Origin of the sequence: Shewanella sp. Choline-02u-19, from assembly GCF_002836205.1 — a bacterium.
GTDB lineage: Bacteria > Pseudomonadota > Gammaproteobacteria > Enterobacterales > Shewanellaceae > Shewanella.
Genome location: NZ_PJBE01000013.1, coordinates 3,014,984 through 3,030,163 on the forward strand (window position 1 = coordinate 3,014,984; position 15,180 = coordinate 3,030,163).

Sequence of the window (15,180 nt, forward strand, 5' to 3'; positions counted from 1 at the left end):
AGGTGCCTTTAATCGATAGAGGAAAGCTGACTCTTAGATGTCATCCATGCGGATACTGCTATGAACCAAACGCTGTTGCTGAATTTTCTCAACCCTAACGAGATCTTCAAGTGCACCTTTTGTCTCGGCTGATGCTGAAGAGAGAGAGGTCTTTTCAATTAAGCCAATCAGCTTATTATCGAGCTCTAGGTGTAGCTCTAAAATATCTTCTTCGCTCATATTTGCTGGCAGAGTTTGCTTTAAGCACAAAGCCGAAAAATCTTCAAACACAATATCCTTGTACCAAGTGTCGAGTATTTTCTTAGGAGCAGCATCGATATAGTTCTCAAGTTTATCGGCGGTTTGACGCTCATGCTGTTGAAAATATTCAAGCATTAGCTTTACACGTGACGAGTCAGCTTGTGAGTGTAAACGGCTATATAGCTGTGCCATTTCAAGTCGACAAGTTGCTACATAATTTAAAAGCTCACTAAGTTGTTGAATACGCATTTACCGCTCTCCTATCGCTTGCGTTTTAGATCACAAGCTAAAAATCAATTTGACGATATTATGAGCTGAACGCACTACGCAATAGTTGACGCTAGTCATACTTTGCCAACTAGAAAGTGGCCAGCCTTAAAGATAGTTAAAAAAATGAGTACTTGATCACGCCATTCCCACCTTCGTTTAAGTAGAGAGGTTTAGGGATTGAGCGATATGGGCCTTAAAGGAAGTATTCTTATCAGATAAAAAGAGTGTAAAAAAAACTGGCTTCTTGCTTCTGATTTAACAATAGTGAATACCAACCTATGCTCTTTACCTTAGAAAAAAATATCAGCTATTTCTATGAACATGGCAGAGCTAATCTCATGTTCATATTACGGCAGTCTTTAAAAAGGGAAGCTTAAATTTTTTAGCTGCAAGGGGAAGATTGGAGCGAGTTTTTGATGTTACAGAGAGTAGGTTCGAACTAATGTGCTATACCTTGGCAAAAAAACGGTATCAACTATTTCTAAAAACACAACTGAGCTAAGTTTAGAGTTTGGAGTTTGGAGTTTGGAGTTTGGAGTTTGGAGTTTGGAGTTTTACTTGAGGAAGATTGGAGCGACATATCAGGTTCGAACTGATGACCTATACCTTGGCAAGGTATCGCTCTACCAACTGAGCTAATGTCGCGTAATCTTTTTCATCACACTCTAGCTGTATACATTAACCAAAGGTATCGTTTTCACCTTTAGCAACTGAGCTAATGTCGCGTAATCTTTTTAAATTGGAGCGACATATCAGGTTCGAACTGATGACCTATACCTTGGCAAGGTATCGCTCTACCAACTGAGCTAATGTCGCGTAAATCTTTTAAAAATTGAAACGACACATCAGGTTCGAAAAAACTAACCGATGACCTATACCTTGGTAAGGTATCGCCCTTTTGCTCTAATAAAGAGTCAACTGAGCTAATGTCGCGTAAATCTTTTTAATTTGGAGCGACATATCAGGTTCGAACTGATGACCTATACCTTGGCAAGGTATCGCTCTACCAACTGAGCTAATGTCGCGTAAATCTTTTAAAAATTGAAACGACATATCCGGTTCGAAAAAACTAACCGATGACCTATACCTTGGTAAGGTATCGCCCTTTTGCTCTAATAAAGAGCCAACTGAGCTAATGTCGCGTAAATCTTTTTAATTTGGAGCGACATATCAGGTTCGAACTGATGACCTATACCTTGGCAAGGTATCGCTCTACCAACTGAGCTAATGTCGCATAAATCTTTTTATTACACTCTAGCTGTAAACATTAACCAAAGGTATCGTTCTTCACCTCTAGCAACTGAGCTAATGTCGCGTAAATCTTTTTTGCTTACCGAATTTGGTAATTCAATAAGTAAATATTTGGAGCGACATATCAGGTTCGAACTGATGACCTATACCTTGGCAAGGTATCGCTCTACCAACTGAGCTAATGTCGCATAAATCTTTTTATTACACTCTAGCTGTAAACATTAACCAAAGGTATCGTTCTTCACCTCTAGCAACTGAGCTAATGTCGCGTAAATCTTTTTTTGCTTACCGAATTTGGTAATTCAATAAGTAAATATTTGGAGCGACATATCAGGTTCGAACTGATGACCTATACCTTGGCAAGGTATCGCTCTACCAACTGAGCTAATGTCGCGTAAATCTTTAAATGCTGTCTTAACTATACTCGCTGGATTAAAGGTCTCGTTTCTCACCTTTGCCAACTGAGCTAATGTCGCATTTCAACTTTTTTACTTAATCACTAAGTTTGCCGTTTAGTGAAAAGTTGAGGCCGCATTATAGGAGAATTTCACTGCTCTGCAACCCCTTCTTGCAAAAAAATGACTGATTGCTTAAATTTTGAAAACTTTCGCACGATAAAACTGCAATTCGGCGATAGATTCCTGAATATCGAGTAAAGCTTGATGCGTATTTTGCTTGGTAAAGCCTTTCATTGCTGATGGCTCCCAACGTCGAACTAGCTCTTTTACTGTACTGACATCTATATTTCGATAGTGAAAGAAGTCCTCAAGCGCTGGCATATAACGATTTAAAAAACGGCGATCTTGGCCAATGCTGTTGCCACACATAGGTGAAGCACCCGCTGGAACATACAACGACAAAAATGCGATCGTCTGTTCAATCGCATCTTCTTCGCTAAACTCACTGGCTTTAACACGTTCAACGAGTCCTGATTCGCCATGGTGCTTTTGATTCCAATCATCCATCAATGCAAGTTGTTCATCAGTCTGATGAATCGCAATCACAGGACCCTGTGCGATAATATTCAACTCTTTATCAGTCACTATAGTCGCTATTTCAATAATTCTGTCGACTGCAGGCTCAAGCCCCGTCATCTCAAGATCGACCCAAATAAGGTTGTTTTCATTTATAGCCATAAAGTGACCTGTAATCCTTGTTAGCCTAAATTCAGGCTTTTTTGTTTAAGACGGTGTATCATACTGCTTTTTTAAGCGACAAAAAATCACCTTTATAATTGAAGGCTATTTACGTGAGTAATACGTGAGCAAAAAGAAACCATTAAGCCAAGGTCAGTTACGCAGAATGCGTAACAACCAAAAAAAGAAATTACAGAACAGCGATGCTGGCGAAAGTACTCCTGAATTACAGGATAACTCTTTAGGCCCTGAGCAGTTAGGCACTATTATTTCTCGTTTTGGTCAGCATGCGGATGTTGAGACCGAGACAGGCCATTTAGCGCGCTGCAATATACGCCGTAATATTAAAAGTTTAGTCACTGGTGACAAAGTTATTGTGCGTTTAGCAGTAACGAGTGAATCTGGTGCCAGCCGAATTGAAGGTATTGTTGAAGCCGTTCATCCAAGGCATTCACTACTGTCTAGACCGGATATGTACGATGGCGTTAAGATTATTGCCTCTAATATCGATCAGATCCTTATCGTCACTTCTGTTAAGCCTGCGTTTACCACGCAAATTATCGATCGTTATCTTGTCGCCTCGGAAGATACCGGAATTGCGCCCGTTATCGTACTCAACAAAGTCGACTTGATTTTACCTGAAGAGCTAGCTGAAATAGAAGCTGCACTGCAACGCTATCGCGATGTCGGTTATGAGGTCTATAAAGTCAGTAGTAAAACCGGTGAAGGTGTCGAACAGATAAACCAACTGATGAATGGAAAAGTCAGTGTGTTTGTAGGCCAATCAGGTGTCGGTAAATCATCGATGATCAACGCCATGATGCCAGACGCAGAGTTAGTCATTGGTGATATATCTGAGAGTTCAGGTTTGGGTCAGCATACAACGACCACCGCTAAGCTACTCCACATATCCACCGGCGGTGACTTAATTGACTCCCCTGGCGTCCGTGAATTCGCCCTATGGCACTTACCCGCTGAAAGAGTGGGCCAATGCTTTATTGAATTCAGAGAATATCTAGGGACGTGTAAGTTTAGAGACTGCAAACACCTCAATGATCCTGGTTGCTCAATCACCGAAGCGTTAGCAGCCGGTAACATCAGCGCTGATCGCTACTATAACTACCACAAAATCATTGCCAGTCTGGATGAACAAAGACACGCTCGTCATTTTAGAGCTGGTCCAGACGAATAAAAAATAGAACTTAAAGGAATTTGAAATTGGATAAAGTCAAAATTGCACTGCAATATATTATGCCAAAGCATTTGGTATCACGTCTTGTGGGTAAATTAGCCGCAGCTGAAATGGGTGCTGTCACCACGGCTGCAATTAAATGGTTTATTAAGCAATACAAAATTGATATGAGTGAAGCCGCTCAGCCCGCGCCTGAAGCTTATCCAACTTTCAATCAGTTTTTTACTCGTGCATTAAAGCCTGGCATTCGTCCACTATGTGAAGACAAAGATTACATCATCCACCCGGTGGATGGCGCAGTCAGTCAATTAGGTCCTATTGAAGATGGACGCATTTTTCAAGCAAAAGGCCATGACTATTCATCTCTAGCGTTACTCGGTAATCAGGCTAATGATGCAAAACGTTTTGAAGACGGTGATTTTGCTACCATTTATCTAGCGCCTAAAGATTATCATCGCATTCATATGCCAATAAAAGGCACTCTGTCTAAAATGACATATGTACCAGGTGAACTGTTTTCAGTTAACCCGCTAACCGCGCAAAATGTTCCAGGCTTATTCGCCCGGAATGAGCGTGTTGTGGCGATTTTCGAAACGGAAATTGGCCCTATAGCAATGGTACTTGTTGGGGCAACGATTGTGGCCAGCATTGAAACAATATGGGCTGGTACTGTTACGCCGCCAACAGGTCAAGACGTGTTTACTTGGGATTATCCCACTGAGGGGCCTGAGGCTCTTACCCTTGAAAAAGGTGAAGAAATGGGACGTTTCAAACTGGGCAGCACTGTCGTTATGCTATTTGCTAAAGACGCACTCGACGAGTTTGCTGACGGCGTAGAGCCAACAAGCATTACCCGTATGGGTCAAGCTTTTGCAAAAATTGAAGACTAACTAACACCATTGAATCCAAGTGATAAAAAAACAGGGCTACTTGAGCTGCATTTAGCGGTACTGCTTTTTGGTGGTACAGCCCTGTTTTCTAAACTCATCCCTTTAAGTGCGTTAGATATTACCGTACTGCGCTGTGTTGTCGCAGCAGCGGTACTCGCACTTATTGTTAAGCTGAGTAAGCAAAAAATAGCACTCGAGGCAGCAAAGGATTATCTCGTCGCTATTGGACTGGGTATTATCGTTAGTTTGCATTGGGTAACTTACTTCGCCTCAATGCAACTATCTTCAGTTGCAATTGGCATGATAGCCTTCTTTACTTACCCCGTTATGACGGTGCTCATTGAGCCATTGGTCACTAAATCCAAACTAAAACTTGCCGACGTCATCAGTGGTATTTTGGTATTGACCGGGGTGGCTTTACTTATCCCAGAGGCGAGTCTTGGCAACGATGTCACCCTCGGAATTGCCATTGGCGTACTCTCAGCTGCGCTATTCACCGCGAGAAATCTATTACATAAACGCTATTTTTCACAATATAGCGGTCAACAAGCAATGTTCTATCAAACCATGGTTGCAGTGCTTTTTCTTGCGCCATGGTTCACCACTGAAGTCAGCAGTATTGAGCTCAATGTTTGGTGGTTAATTGTATTACTCGGCGTGGTATTTACAGCAGCCCCTCATGCGCTATTTACCTCCGCACTGCGATTACTCAGCGCCAAAACCGTCGGTTTAGTGTCGTGTTTACAACCCTTTTATGGTGCGGTGTTGGCATTACTTCTTCTCGGTGAAGATCTTGAACTCAAGACCGTTATTGGTGGAACATTGGTCGTTGCCACTGCATTATTTGAAACGCAACAGAGCCATAAGTCACAACGGATTAAAAAGACTATATAGATCCATGTATTTATCTGAATAACTTGGCTACTATGAGTAAGTCCTTTTCGATTTATGCAAGCCACTAATCATGCATCGTTTTTTATTGGTTTTTCTGTGTTTTATTTGCACTATAGCCAACGCTAACCCGTCAACTCAACTTGAAAAAAGGTTGGGTTTAAGTCCTTCGAGCAATAGCAGTACGCCACAAGAACAACTCGAGCTACTCAACAATAAAATAAGTGAGTTATCTCTCACGGAAGAGAGCGCTAGAGCGCTGGTACAAAATTTTGATCAGCATAAATCGAATCTTCTGAATCAAATCAGAGAGGCGCTGCAGCCGCTCGCATGGTCAAATAAGCAAGACTTGAATCAACAAGGTTCGCTAGCGTACTTACGTTTATCTGAACTAAAAGAGATAGAAGTTAGCTTAAGCAATAAAATCAATAACTTAATAAAATCACTCGACAGCCTCCCCGATGCTTTAAGCAAGGCAAGAGCGACACTCACTAAACATAAAAAAAACCGTATAGCGAGTGATCAAACCCTATCAAACCAAATACTAACTACCCAGGAAATATTATATAAGCAGCGTGTCGCAACGTTAGAGGCGATGTTAGCAAGCAGCCAGAAAGAGATTGATCTCAATCAACTGCAGCTCAAATTGGTACGACAGCAACTACAGCAACAAGAGCAACTCATTGAACGCCTCAATCAAGAGCGAGAGATACAACGGCATAAACGTACAGAAGCTGCTATCGCAAGTAGTTTATTGCCTGAGTCAAATGGCGCAGACCCAATAGCCCAATCGCTTAGTGATGCGAATTTAGGCTATGGTGAAACACTAAAATCACTCAACTTAAAAATAAGCCAAGCGCTTACACAACAAGAGCAAGCAGAAGCTCAATACCAAGCTCAAGCTAAACAGCTAACCAATATCCAACAGCAGATAAGTTGGATTAAACTAAACTCCGCTTTTGGCGAGCGTTTTTTACAAATGTTGCAAGCACTTCCTAAGCCGCCAAGCCAAGACCCGGTCCAAAATGACATTGCCAATGCACGGCTAGCGCGCTATCAAATCGAACAGGCGCAAACCGTCAGTCTACAACAACTCAACAATGTGCCTAAGCCAACGCAACTGCACGCTAAATTGCTTGTCTCTCAAGAACTCTTATTGCAACAGTTATTACAAAGCTACGATCTGTACTTAAGTGAACTGGCTGATTTAAGAGTGAGTAATGAGCAGCTAAATCAACAGTATTTAACGTTAAGAGATACCCTAAACGAGCACCTATTCTGGGTGCCCAATGCTAATCGAATTGGCGGTTTGTGGCTTACCGATCTACAACAAAGTGTACAATGGATGATCCAGCAAGCGCCGTTACAGCAATTGCAAACATCATTCAGTGAACAGGGGAGCTTATGGTCTTGGTGGTTGATTTTATTCATCGTCAGCCTAATCGCGCAGGATATTGTTACCCCTAAGTTCAAAGCCGCCATGCGCCGCGAGTTACCTTTTGTTGGCAATGTCACCCAAGATAAATTTATTTATACTTGGCATGTGTTCGTTAACTCAGTCAGCTATAGCCTATTAAAGCCATTACCTATTATTTTAGCGGGGGCCATTTTCTATACTTCGAGTCTTAACTTTGTGTCAGCTATTGGCATGGGCGTTATCGCAATAGGGGCTTTTTACCAGCTCTATCGTCTTGTGCATTTACTTGCATTAGATAAAGGACTGTTAATCAACCACTTTAAAGCGCAACGTGATGTTATTCGTGTAGGGCAAGAGCGATTTAAACAACTCACGATTATGGTTATGCCATTTTTGGGATTTGCCGCATTTGCAGAGATCATCGACACCTCTCTTGTTAGAAATAGCCTTGGCCGCGGTGCATTCATTATTTTTTGCTTAATGCTGTTCTGGTTCTATAAAGATATTTTAAACATTGCTAATCGAGGCAATAAACATCATCAGAACGATAAAAATAGAAAACTGATCCAAAAACTACTTTGGGCATTGCTGATAATGACCCCTATTGCCTGTGCGTTATTAGCTTTTCTCGGCTACTACTACACTGCATTTCAAATGTTTTTACAGCTACAGATATCACTCATTTTAGGCTTAGGTTTCTTACTGTTATATCAATTAACCAAACGTTGGATGCTCATTGAAAGACGACGTATTGCGTTCGAACGCGCTAAAGCTAAACGTGCGGAGGTACTCGCCCAACGTGAGAAAGGCGAAGTAAACGCTCCTGAACAATTAGATACCTATGAAGAACCAGAGGTCGATTTAGAGACCATTTCAGGTCAATCTCTGGGCCTAGTCCGCTCATTGTTACTATTGGCATTTTTAGCCAGTATTGTAGGACTGTGGACCCAAACTCATACTGCGTTGTTCTCTTTGCTAGATGGGGTGACGTTATGGTCTAGTAATACCACGCTCAATGGCATTGAGCAGCAATTACCAATAACCTTAAAGTCATTGCTACTGTCATTTATCATTGTTGGTTTTTCGATGATGATAGCCACTAATCTGCCAGGTTTGATTGAGTTAACCATCCTGCAACGGCTCGATTTAAGCCAAGGTACTGGTTTTGCCCTCACGACAGTTAGCCGCTATCTGGTGATCTTCTTCGGTATATTAAGTGGTTTCTCAACACTCGGAATGGAGTGGTCTAAGCTGCAGTGGCTAGTCGCTGCATTATCGGTCGGCTTAGGTTTTGGTCTACAAGAGATCTTCGCTAATTTTATCTCTGGCTTGATCATTCTGTTTGAAAAACCAGTTCGAATTGGTGATACGGTGACGATCAGAGATCTCACCGGAACGGTAAGTAAAATTCAGATCCGAGCAACCACAATTATTGATTGGGATCGTAAAGAGATTATTGTGCCCAACAAGGCCTTTATTACCGAGCAGTTAATTAACTGGTCGCTGTCAGATCCTATTACACGCGTTATTGTTTATGTATCCGTTGCACGAGACTCCGATCCTGCTCGTGTTGAAGCAGCCCTTTATCAAGCGGTTCAAGAGTGTGATGATGCACTTCTAACGCCAGAGCCAGAAGTTTGGTTTGCAGGCTTTGGCCAACATACTCAAGACTTTGAAGTGAGAGCCTATGCAAAAGATATGGGCACTCGTTGGCCATTAAGACACAAACTGCACAAACAGATCAGCAAGAAGTTACGCGATAACGATTTAGAGCTCGCCTACCCTCAGCTAGAAGTTCATTTATCGACGGGACAGAGTAAAGATGTCCAAAGCTTGATAAGAACCTAATACTCAATGACTCAAGAAGCCAACTAATGAAAATATATGCTCATCGCGGCGCAAGTGGCTGCGCTCCTGAAAATACCACCAAAGCTTTTATGAAGGCGGTTGCACTAGGAGCAAAAGCCGTTGAGTTGGATATTCATTTGGTCGAAGGCGAACTCTATGTTTTTCACGATAGAAGGCTTGACGCCAAAAGCTCGGGTAAAGGGCTTATCGATAAAGCAACTAAAGATTATTTACTAAGTATCTTCGTCTCTGGTGAAGCGATTCCTAAGCTGACAGAGGTATTAGCCGCGTTAAAGCCTCACAATATTGAAGTCAATATAGAGCTTAAAGGCCTATCGGTGTTGCCCGCCTTTATTAACCTGTACGCTAGTCTGCTCCACGAGCAGAATTATGATCCAAGCTTATTGTTAATCTCATCTTTTAATCACCCGATGTTAAAAGCCTTTAAACAGTCTTTTCCTTGCGCCAATGTGGCGCCACTGATTGAGGGCGTGCCACTTAATTTAGCGCAAGTGGTCACCGATCTCGACGCCTACTCTATCCATTTAGGCCTCAGTTTTGTCACCGAAGAGATGATTAATGATGCACACCAACGCGGGGCTAAAGTTTATGTTTATACCGTGGATTTTGCCGACGACATAACAATGCTGGCGGCACTTGGAGTGGATGGCATCTTTACTAACTTTCCAGATAAAGCCATTACCGCATTAGCGAAACATTAACGGGATAGAATTGAGCCAATGAATAACCAATCATGCAATTTATAGCTGATAGTTTGAATATCTCTTTCTCAAAATAGTGCAATGTAATCTACACTAGAATTAATGGCTTAAACTTGTTTATTTCGTTGAGCCCAACCCCCTATAGCAAAGAAAATCGCGATAATAAGCAGGAACAACCAGTGTGAAGATACTCCAGCCATATATTGCGCTAGTAGCGGGCTTAACTTCACAATGATTAAGCCATAGCCGAATGCATTTACTAAGACAAAAATGAATGTTCGAATAATAAAAGATCGCCCCGTTAAATAGCGGCGCAAAAAGCGGTTAATATCACTACCAAATACAACAAGTGCACAAGCAATAATTGCAGTTGAAACTTCTGTTAGCCAAGGATAGATAAACGAACCTAAATAGCTAATAAATTCAATTAATTTAGACATTAATATCCTCAAGTTTAATGATGTAGAGCTAGAATAAAGGGAGTCTGCATGGGACACAAGTTACTATTGCTTACCAGAGAAAATGAACGCTATCGTCAGCTTTTGGCTTCTTGCCATCTGCCTAATATTCACATTCTGGATGATAACCCACAAAATATTTTCAATGCCGACATCTGGCTCGCAGAACCCAGTCTCGCCGCCCCCATATTGCCCCATGCTACCAATTTGAAATGGATGCAGTCGACGTTTGCTGGAGTGGATGCACTCGTAAAACCGAGACAGCGCCGAGACTATGAGCTGACCAATGTGCGTGGCATTTTTGGTCCATTAATGAGTGAGTATCTGTTTGGTTATCTATTGGCGTATCAGCGAGAGCACGTCAAATATAGAAATCAGCAAGCTCAAAAAATTTGGCTTCCGGGTAGCTACAAAACGTTGCAAGGGCAAAACCTATTGCTGTTAGGAACAGGCTCCATTGCTAAGCATATAGCCCAAACAGCTAAACATTTCGGCATGCATGTCATTGGCATTAATCGTGGCGCAAAACCGACAAAAGGCTTCGATGAAGTCGACACGTTAGCCAACCTAACACACCACCTGCCTCGTGCTGATGCTGTCGCCAGTATTTTACCCAGTACCCCTGAAACACGAGGAGCACTCAACCAACATACGCTATCGTTGTTAAAAAAAGAGGTAGTGTTATTTAATCTCGGTAGAGGCGATGTACTCGATTTAGACTCCTTATACATTCAGCTGATCCAAAACCAGCAGCAACAAGCGATCCTTGACGTCTTTAATCAAGAACCTTTGCCTGAGGAACACCCTATTTGGTCACTCGACAATGTGGTGATTACGCCGCATATTGCCGCGCCAAGCTTTCCTGAGCAAGTGGTAGAGATCTTCTCAGAAAACTACCGTAAGTGGATAAAGGGGGAAAAGCTATCTCATCGAGTTCATTTCGAACGCGGCTATTAAACCCGTCTTACAAGCGCAAGAGTCATGAACCGACAAAGCAACATAAAACACAACCAAGTGCGCAAGCTGCCACTGGGTTGTGATCCACTGCAACCTTTTTAATAACGGTAAACCTAACAAACGACTGATAACCATTCTCATTAGTTATTAGCATTGAGAATCGTTTTCATTTATACTGCGTGCATATTCGATTGTTGGATCATTATTTATGTACGTTTGCCTTTGTCATGCCATTACAGATACCCAGATTAAAGAAGCCGTTAGCCAAGGCGATGCTTCATTAGCGGATGTAAAGAAGCGTCTGGGCGTTGCAAGCCAATGTGGTAAATGTGCAAAGATGGCAACTCAAATAATCCAAAGACAAGTCGATATTGAACCCAATTGTTATGAAGTCGCTTAGTATTTAGGAAGCGGTTTATCAATAAAAAATGCAGCCATTTGGCTGCATTTTTATTGTCTATCATTCAGAGGTTTCCGCTACTCTTGCGGCGAACCTTCGCCTAACTCAACACTATCAACACGCTGAAGTCCACGGGGTAACTTAGCTCCTCTACGGCCACGCTCCCCGCGGTAATGCTCCAAATCACTTGGCTTTAAGGTGAGTTTCCGCTTACCGGCCCACAAGGTGACAGACATACCTTCAGGGATCACCTGTAGATGTGTTAGCAACTCTTCCCGGCTTTTAGCGCGTTCAGTCGGTATACCAATGATCTTGTTACCCTTACCTTTGGTCAGCTGCGGTAAAGCATCTAACGAGAAGAGTAACATTCTGCCTTCGTTGGTAATCGCTAGAATAGATTGTGCTGTCGATTTATCGACTTTTTGTGGCAGCAATACCTTCGCATTGGTAGGTAAACTCAACAAAGCTTTACCCGCTTTATTACGCGATATCATATCTTTATTTGCCGCAACGAATCCGTAACCGGCATCTGAGGCTAAAATATAACACTGCTCTTCATCTGCCAGTAATACATGCTCTACCGTTGCACCAGGTGCGAGATTAAAGCGAGTGGTTATTGGCTCGCCTTGAGAACGGGCTGACGGCAACGTATGGGTTTCAGTGGCGAATGACCGACCGGAAGTATCAATAAACACACTCGGTTGATTACTGCGCCCAGGAGCGGCACAGAGATATTCATCACCCTCTTTATAAGACAAGCTCTTTCCATCAACCTCGTGCCCTTTGGCACATCGTACCCAGCCTTTTGCTGACAATACAACAGTAACAGACTCTACAGGGACAAGTTCTAGCTCCGTAAGCGCTTTAGACTCTCCGCGCTCTACCAGTGGAGAGCGTCGCTCATCACCGTAATTTTCACCATCTCTAATCAGTTCTTTTTTAATTAACGTTTTCATACGACGCTCAGAACTTAACAACAGTTGCAGCTTGTCACGCTCAGCGGCTAACTCATTTTGCTCAGACTGGATCTTAAACTCTTCTAACTTAGCCAAATGGCGCAATTTCAGATCCAAAATCGCATCGGCCTGCTTATCTGACAGATTGAATCTTGTTATTAACTCAGCTTTGGGCTCATCGTGAAAACGGATGATTTCGATGACTTCATCTATATTCAAAAATGCAACCATTAGGGCATCAAGAATATGCAGTCTCGATAAGATTTTATCTAAACGGTATTCTAAACGACGCTTAACCGTTGTGGTACGGAACACCAGCCACTCCGTTAATATTTCAAGTAGACCTTTAACTTGTGGACGTCCGTTTAGACCTAATATATTAAGATTGACTCGATAACTTTTCTCTAAATCCGTGGTTGCAAAAAGGTGTGCCATCATCTGATCACAATCAACGCGGTTAGAACGCGGCACAATGATCATCCGAACAGGGCTTTCGTGATCAGACTCATCACGTAAATCCGTTACCATGGGCAACTTCTTAGCCTGCATCTGCCCTGCCATTTGCTCTAATATTTTGCCGCTACTCGCTTGATGTGGCAATGCGGTAATCACCACCTCACCATTTTCAACCGTGTATACAGCACGGGCTCTAATCGAGCCTTTACCGGTCTGATATATTTTGGCAATATCAGCAGCTGGAGTAATTATCTCTGCTTCTGTTGGGTAATCAGGTCCAGGAACAAACTCCATCAAACGTGGCAAGTCAGCTTTCGGGTTATCGAGTAACTCGATACAAGCTCCCACAAGCTCCTTAACATTGTGTGGTGGCACATCTGTCGCCATACCAACAGCGATACCGGTAATGCCGTTGAGTAAGATATGAGGCAATCTCGCGGGCATAACTAACGGCTCTTTCATGGTGCCATCAAAGTTTACGCCCCAATCAACAGTCCCTTGTCCAAGTTCACTTAGCAGAACTTCAGAAAATTTTGACAGTCTAGCTTCGGTATATCGCATCGCCGCAAATGACTTAGGATCATCGGGTGCTCCCCAGTTTCCTTGACCGTCGACCAATGGATAACGATATGAGAACGGCTGTGCCATAAGCACCATGGCTTCGTAACATGCACTGTCACCATGAGGATGGTATTTACCGAGCACGTCACCGACCGTACGAGCTGATTTCTTATGCTTTGACGTTGCGGACAAGCCAAGCTCGCTCATCGCGTAAATGATACGCCTTTGTACCGGTTTCAGTCCGTCACCAATATGCGGCAGAGCACGGTCCATGATCACGTACATGGAATAATTAAGGTAGGCCTCTTCCGTGAAGCGGCGCATTGGCATTTGCTCTACGCCGTCTAAGCTTAAATCTATCGCATCACTCATTAATCATTATCCTGTGACTGATTTTTTTGTGTCTCTTTGTAATACAAACGGTAAACGTTACCTTTCAAATCGTCCGAAATATACATGCCACCATCGGGTGCGGTGATCAACGAATGGGGTCTGGCTACCGGAAATTCACCATCTAAGAAGCTAACAACGGTGCTACGCTTGACGACTTGTTTATCTTTTATCTCAAGCATTACTATTTGATAGCCAACTTTACTTGAGCGATTCCACGAACCGTTTTCAGCAACAAACATTTGATTCTGATAACGTTCTGGAAATTGGTCGCCACGATAAAAGTGCAGCCCCTTAGGTCCAACGTGAGCAGGTAGTTCGTATTGGGGAGCGACCACTTTTAAGTTTTTAGGCTTATCATAAGCGGGTTCAATAACATCTTTTCCGTGGATATAGGGAAAGCCATAATGACTGCCTACAGTTTCAACTTTATTAATCTCATCTGGCGGTAGGTTATCGCCCATCCAATCTCGGCCTAAGTCTGAAAACCACAACTCTTTATCTTCAACAGACCAGTCAAAAGCCGCAACTCGACGAACACCACTCACAATTTGCTCGCTTTCGCCAGTGTTGACGTCGATAGCAATAATGCTACCAAACGGTGCTTCAGGCTCACACACATTACAGGGTGCACCAATCGCGATGTAAAGCCTGCCATCAGGGCCAAAATGCATGGCACGTTTACTTTTTTGGGTGTTACCAGGTAAACGATCATAAATTTCTTTCGCTCGGCCCGGACGCCTTAGCCGTGATTCAATATCAACAAATCTTAAGATCCGTTCATCTTCAGCCACATATAAAGCACCATCATGAAAAGCAATCGCTTCGGGGTAATGCAGCCCTTTAGCAATGATATAACGCTTGTCTACTCTACCATCTTGGTCTGCATCCACGAGCGCGGTTATGGTTCCTTCTTTGTAGGAGCCAACAAACAGTGTGCCATTGCTCCCTAAGGCCAGCTGTTTCGCATCGCCCAAATCGGAAGCGAACAGTGTTAAACCAAAGCCTTTAGAGACTGTGATCATCACAGGCTCCGCGGCTATACTCGTTGCGCTACAAATAAGCTGAATCAATATTGCGGACAGGCCGACACATATTTGTTTGGGGTGATTTTTAAACGTCATTATTCTTCTTTTAGTTTAGTG

General features: G+C 42.8%; 12 protein-coding genes and 8 tRNA genes. 7 read left to right on the forward strand and 13 right to left on the reverse strand.

Translation table 11 applies throughout. The features are described from left to right. Window positions 1–33: 33 nt before the first annotated feature. The 10 genes from CXF83_RS19800 to orn form a co-directional block, all read right to left on the reverse strand. Window positions 34–489, reverse strand: a complete 456-nt coding sequence (locus CXF83_RS19800) for a hypothetical protein (protein WP_101092533.1) — start codon at window positions 487–489, stop codon at window positions 34–36. Window positions 490–1,079: 590 nt separating this feature from the next. Then, a tRNA-Gly gene (locus CXF83_RS19805) sits at window positions 1,080–1,155 on the reverse strand. A gap of 95 nt (window positions 1,156–1,250) precedes the next feature. After that, window positions 1,251–1,326 (reverse strand) — tRNA-Gly (locus CXF83_RS19810). A 20-nt stretch (window positions 1,327–1,346) separates the two neighbouring features. Further along, window positions 1,347–1,443, reverse strand: a tRNA-Gly gene (locus tag CXF83_RS22580). Between the two features lie 16 nt (window positions 1,444–1,459). Next, window positions 1,460–1,535 (reverse strand) — tRNA-Gly (locus CXF83_RS19815). Between the two features lie 20 nt (window positions 1,536–1,555). Next, window positions 1,556–1,652 (reverse strand) — tRNA-Gly (locus CXF83_RS22585). A 16-nt stretch (window positions 1,653–1,668) separates the two neighbouring features. Then, window positions 1,669–1,744 (reverse strand) — tRNA-Gly (locus tag CXF83_RS19820). 129 nt (window positions 1,745–1,873) lie between these two features. Then, window positions 1,874–1,949, reverse strand: a tRNA-Gly gene (locus tag CXF83_RS19825). A gap of 130 nt (window positions 1,950–2,079) precedes the next feature. Continuing rightward, a tRNA-Gly gene (locus CXF83_RS19830) sits at window positions 2,080–2,155 on the reverse strand. Between the two features lie 196 nt (window positions 2,156–2,351). After that, on the reverse strand, window positions 2,352–2,897 hold the full coding sequence (orn, locus tag CXF83_RS19835) for an oligoribonuclease (RefSeq protein WP_101092534.1): 546 nt from the start codon (window positions 2,895–2,897) through the stop codon (window positions 2,352–2,354). Window positions 2,898–3,021: 124 nt separating this feature from the next. Between orn and rsgA the strand changes: the two genes are divergently transcribed. The 5 genes from rsgA (at window position 3,022) to CXF83_RS19860 (ending at window position 9,857) form a co-directional block, all read left to right on the forward strand. Continuing rightward, window positions 3,022–4,089 (forward strand): small ribosomal subunit biogenesis GTPase RsgA, encoded by a 1,068-nt coding sequence (gene rsgA / locus CXF83_RS19840; protein ID WP_101092535.1) that lies wholly within the window; start codon window positions 3,022–3,024, stop codon window positions 4,087–4,089. 26 nt (window positions 4,090–4,115) lie between these two features. After that, on the forward strand, window positions 4,116–4,979 hold the full coding sequence (gene asd / locus CXF83_RS19845) for an archaetidylserine decarboxylase (protein ID WP_101092536.1): 864 nt from the start codon (window positions 4,116–4,118) through the stop codon (window positions 4,977–4,979). A gap of 9 nt (window positions 4,980–4,988) precedes the next feature. Beyond that, the gene (locus CXF83_RS19850) at window positions 4,989–5,873 is read left to right on the forward strand and encodes a DMT family transporter (RefSeq protein ID WP_101092537.1); all 885 of its coding nucleotides are present in this window, start codon (window positions 4,989–4,991) and stop codon (window positions 5,871–5,873) included. A gap of 70 nt (window positions 5,874–5,943) precedes the next feature. Next, entirely contained in the window at window positions 5,944–9,135 is a 3,192-nt protein-coding gene (locus tag CXF83_RS19855; RefSeq protein WP_101092538.1) for a mechanosensitive ion channel domain-containing protein, read from the forward strand. A gap of 26 nt (window positions 9,136–9,161) precedes the next feature. Further along, on the forward strand, window positions 9,162–9,857 hold the full coding sequence (locus CXF83_RS19860; protein ID WP_101092539.1) for a glycerophosphodiester phosphodiesterase: 696 nt from the start codon (window positions 9,162–9,164) through the stop codon (window positions 9,855–9,857). A 107-nt stretch (window positions 9,858–9,964) separates the two neighbouring features. Here CXF83_RS19860 and CXF83_RS19865 read toward each other — a convergent pair whose 3' ends face one another. After that, window positions 9,965–10,297 (reverse strand): DUF3392 domain-containing protein, encoded by a 333-nt coding sequence (locus CXF83_RS19865; RefSeq protein WP_101092540.1) that lies wholly within the window; start codon window positions 10,295–10,297, stop codon window positions 9,965–9,967. Between the two features lie 48 nt (window positions 10,298–10,345). On the opposite strand from CXF83_RS19865, the gene CXF83_RS19870 reads away from it, so the two are divergent. Next, a complete protein-coding gene (locus CXF83_RS19870; protein WP_101092541.1) occupies window positions 10,346–11,272 on the forward strand; it encodes a D-2-hydroxyacid dehydrogenase in 927 nt (308 codons plus the stop codon). Window positions 11,273–11,480: 208 nt separating this feature from the next. Next, complete coding sequence (locus tag CXF83_RS19875; protein ID WP_101092542.1) at window positions 11,481–11,672, forward strand: bacterioferritin-associated ferredoxin; 192 nt, start codon at window positions 11,481–11,483, stop codon at window positions 11,670–11,672. A gap of 77 nt (window positions 11,673–11,749) precedes the next feature. Here CXF83_RS19875 and parC read toward each other — a convergent pair whose 3' ends face one another. After that, window positions 11,750–14,017: a DNA topoisomerase IV subunit A gene (gene parC, locus CXF83_RS19880; protein WP_101092543.1), complete on the reverse strand. Its 2,268-nt coding sequence runs from the start codon at window positions 14,015–14,017 to the stop codon at window positions 11,750–11,752. Beyond that, complete coding sequence (locus CXF83_RS19885; protein ID WP_101092544.1) at window positions 14,017–15,159, reverse strand: PQQ-dependent sugar dehydrogenase; 1,143 nt, start codon at window positions 15,157–15,159, stop codon at window positions 14,017–14,019. The genes parC and CXF83_RS19885 overlap by 1 nt, the downstream gene beginning before the upstream one ends. Window positions 15,160–15,180: the final 21 nt, after the last annotated feature.

Bases quoted from the DNA above. Each gene is read 5' to 3' on its own strand.
- CXF83_RS19800 (WP_101092533.1), bottom strand. From the start codon at position 489: ATGCGTATTCAACAACTTAGTGAGCTTTTAAATTATGTAGCAACTTGT.
- orn (WP_101092534.1), bottom strand. From the start codon at position 2,897: ATGGCTATAAATGAAAACAACCTTATTTGGGTCGATCTTGAGATGACG.
- CXF83_RS19855 (WP_101092538.1), top strand. From the start codon at position 5,944: ATGCATCGTTTTTTATTGGTTTTTCTGTGTTTTATTTGCACTATAGCC.
- CXF83_RS19860 (WP_101092539.1), top strand. From the start codon at position 9,162: ATGAAAATATATGCTCATCGCGGCGCAAGTGGCTGCGCTCCTGAAAAT.
- CXF83_RS19865 (WP_101092540.1), bottom strand. From the start codon at position 10,297: ATGTCTAAATTAATTGAATTTATTAGCTATTTAGGTTCGTTTATCTAT.
- CXF83_RS19870 (WP_101092541.1), top strand. From the start codon at position 10,346: ATGGGACACAAGTTACTATTGCTTACCAGAGAAAATGAACGCTATCGT.
- CXF83_RS19875 (WP_101092542.1), top strand. From the start codon at position 11,481: ATGTACGTTTGCCTTTGTCATGCCATTACAGATACCCAGATTAAAGAA.
- parC (WP_101092543.1), bottom strand. From the start codon at position 14,017: ATGAGTGATGCGATAGATTTAAGCTTAGACGGCGTAGAGCAAATGCCA.
- CXF83_RS19885 (WP_101092544.1), bottom strand. From the start codon at position 15,159: ATGACGTTTAAAAATCACCCCAAACAAATATGTGTCGGCCTGTCCGCA.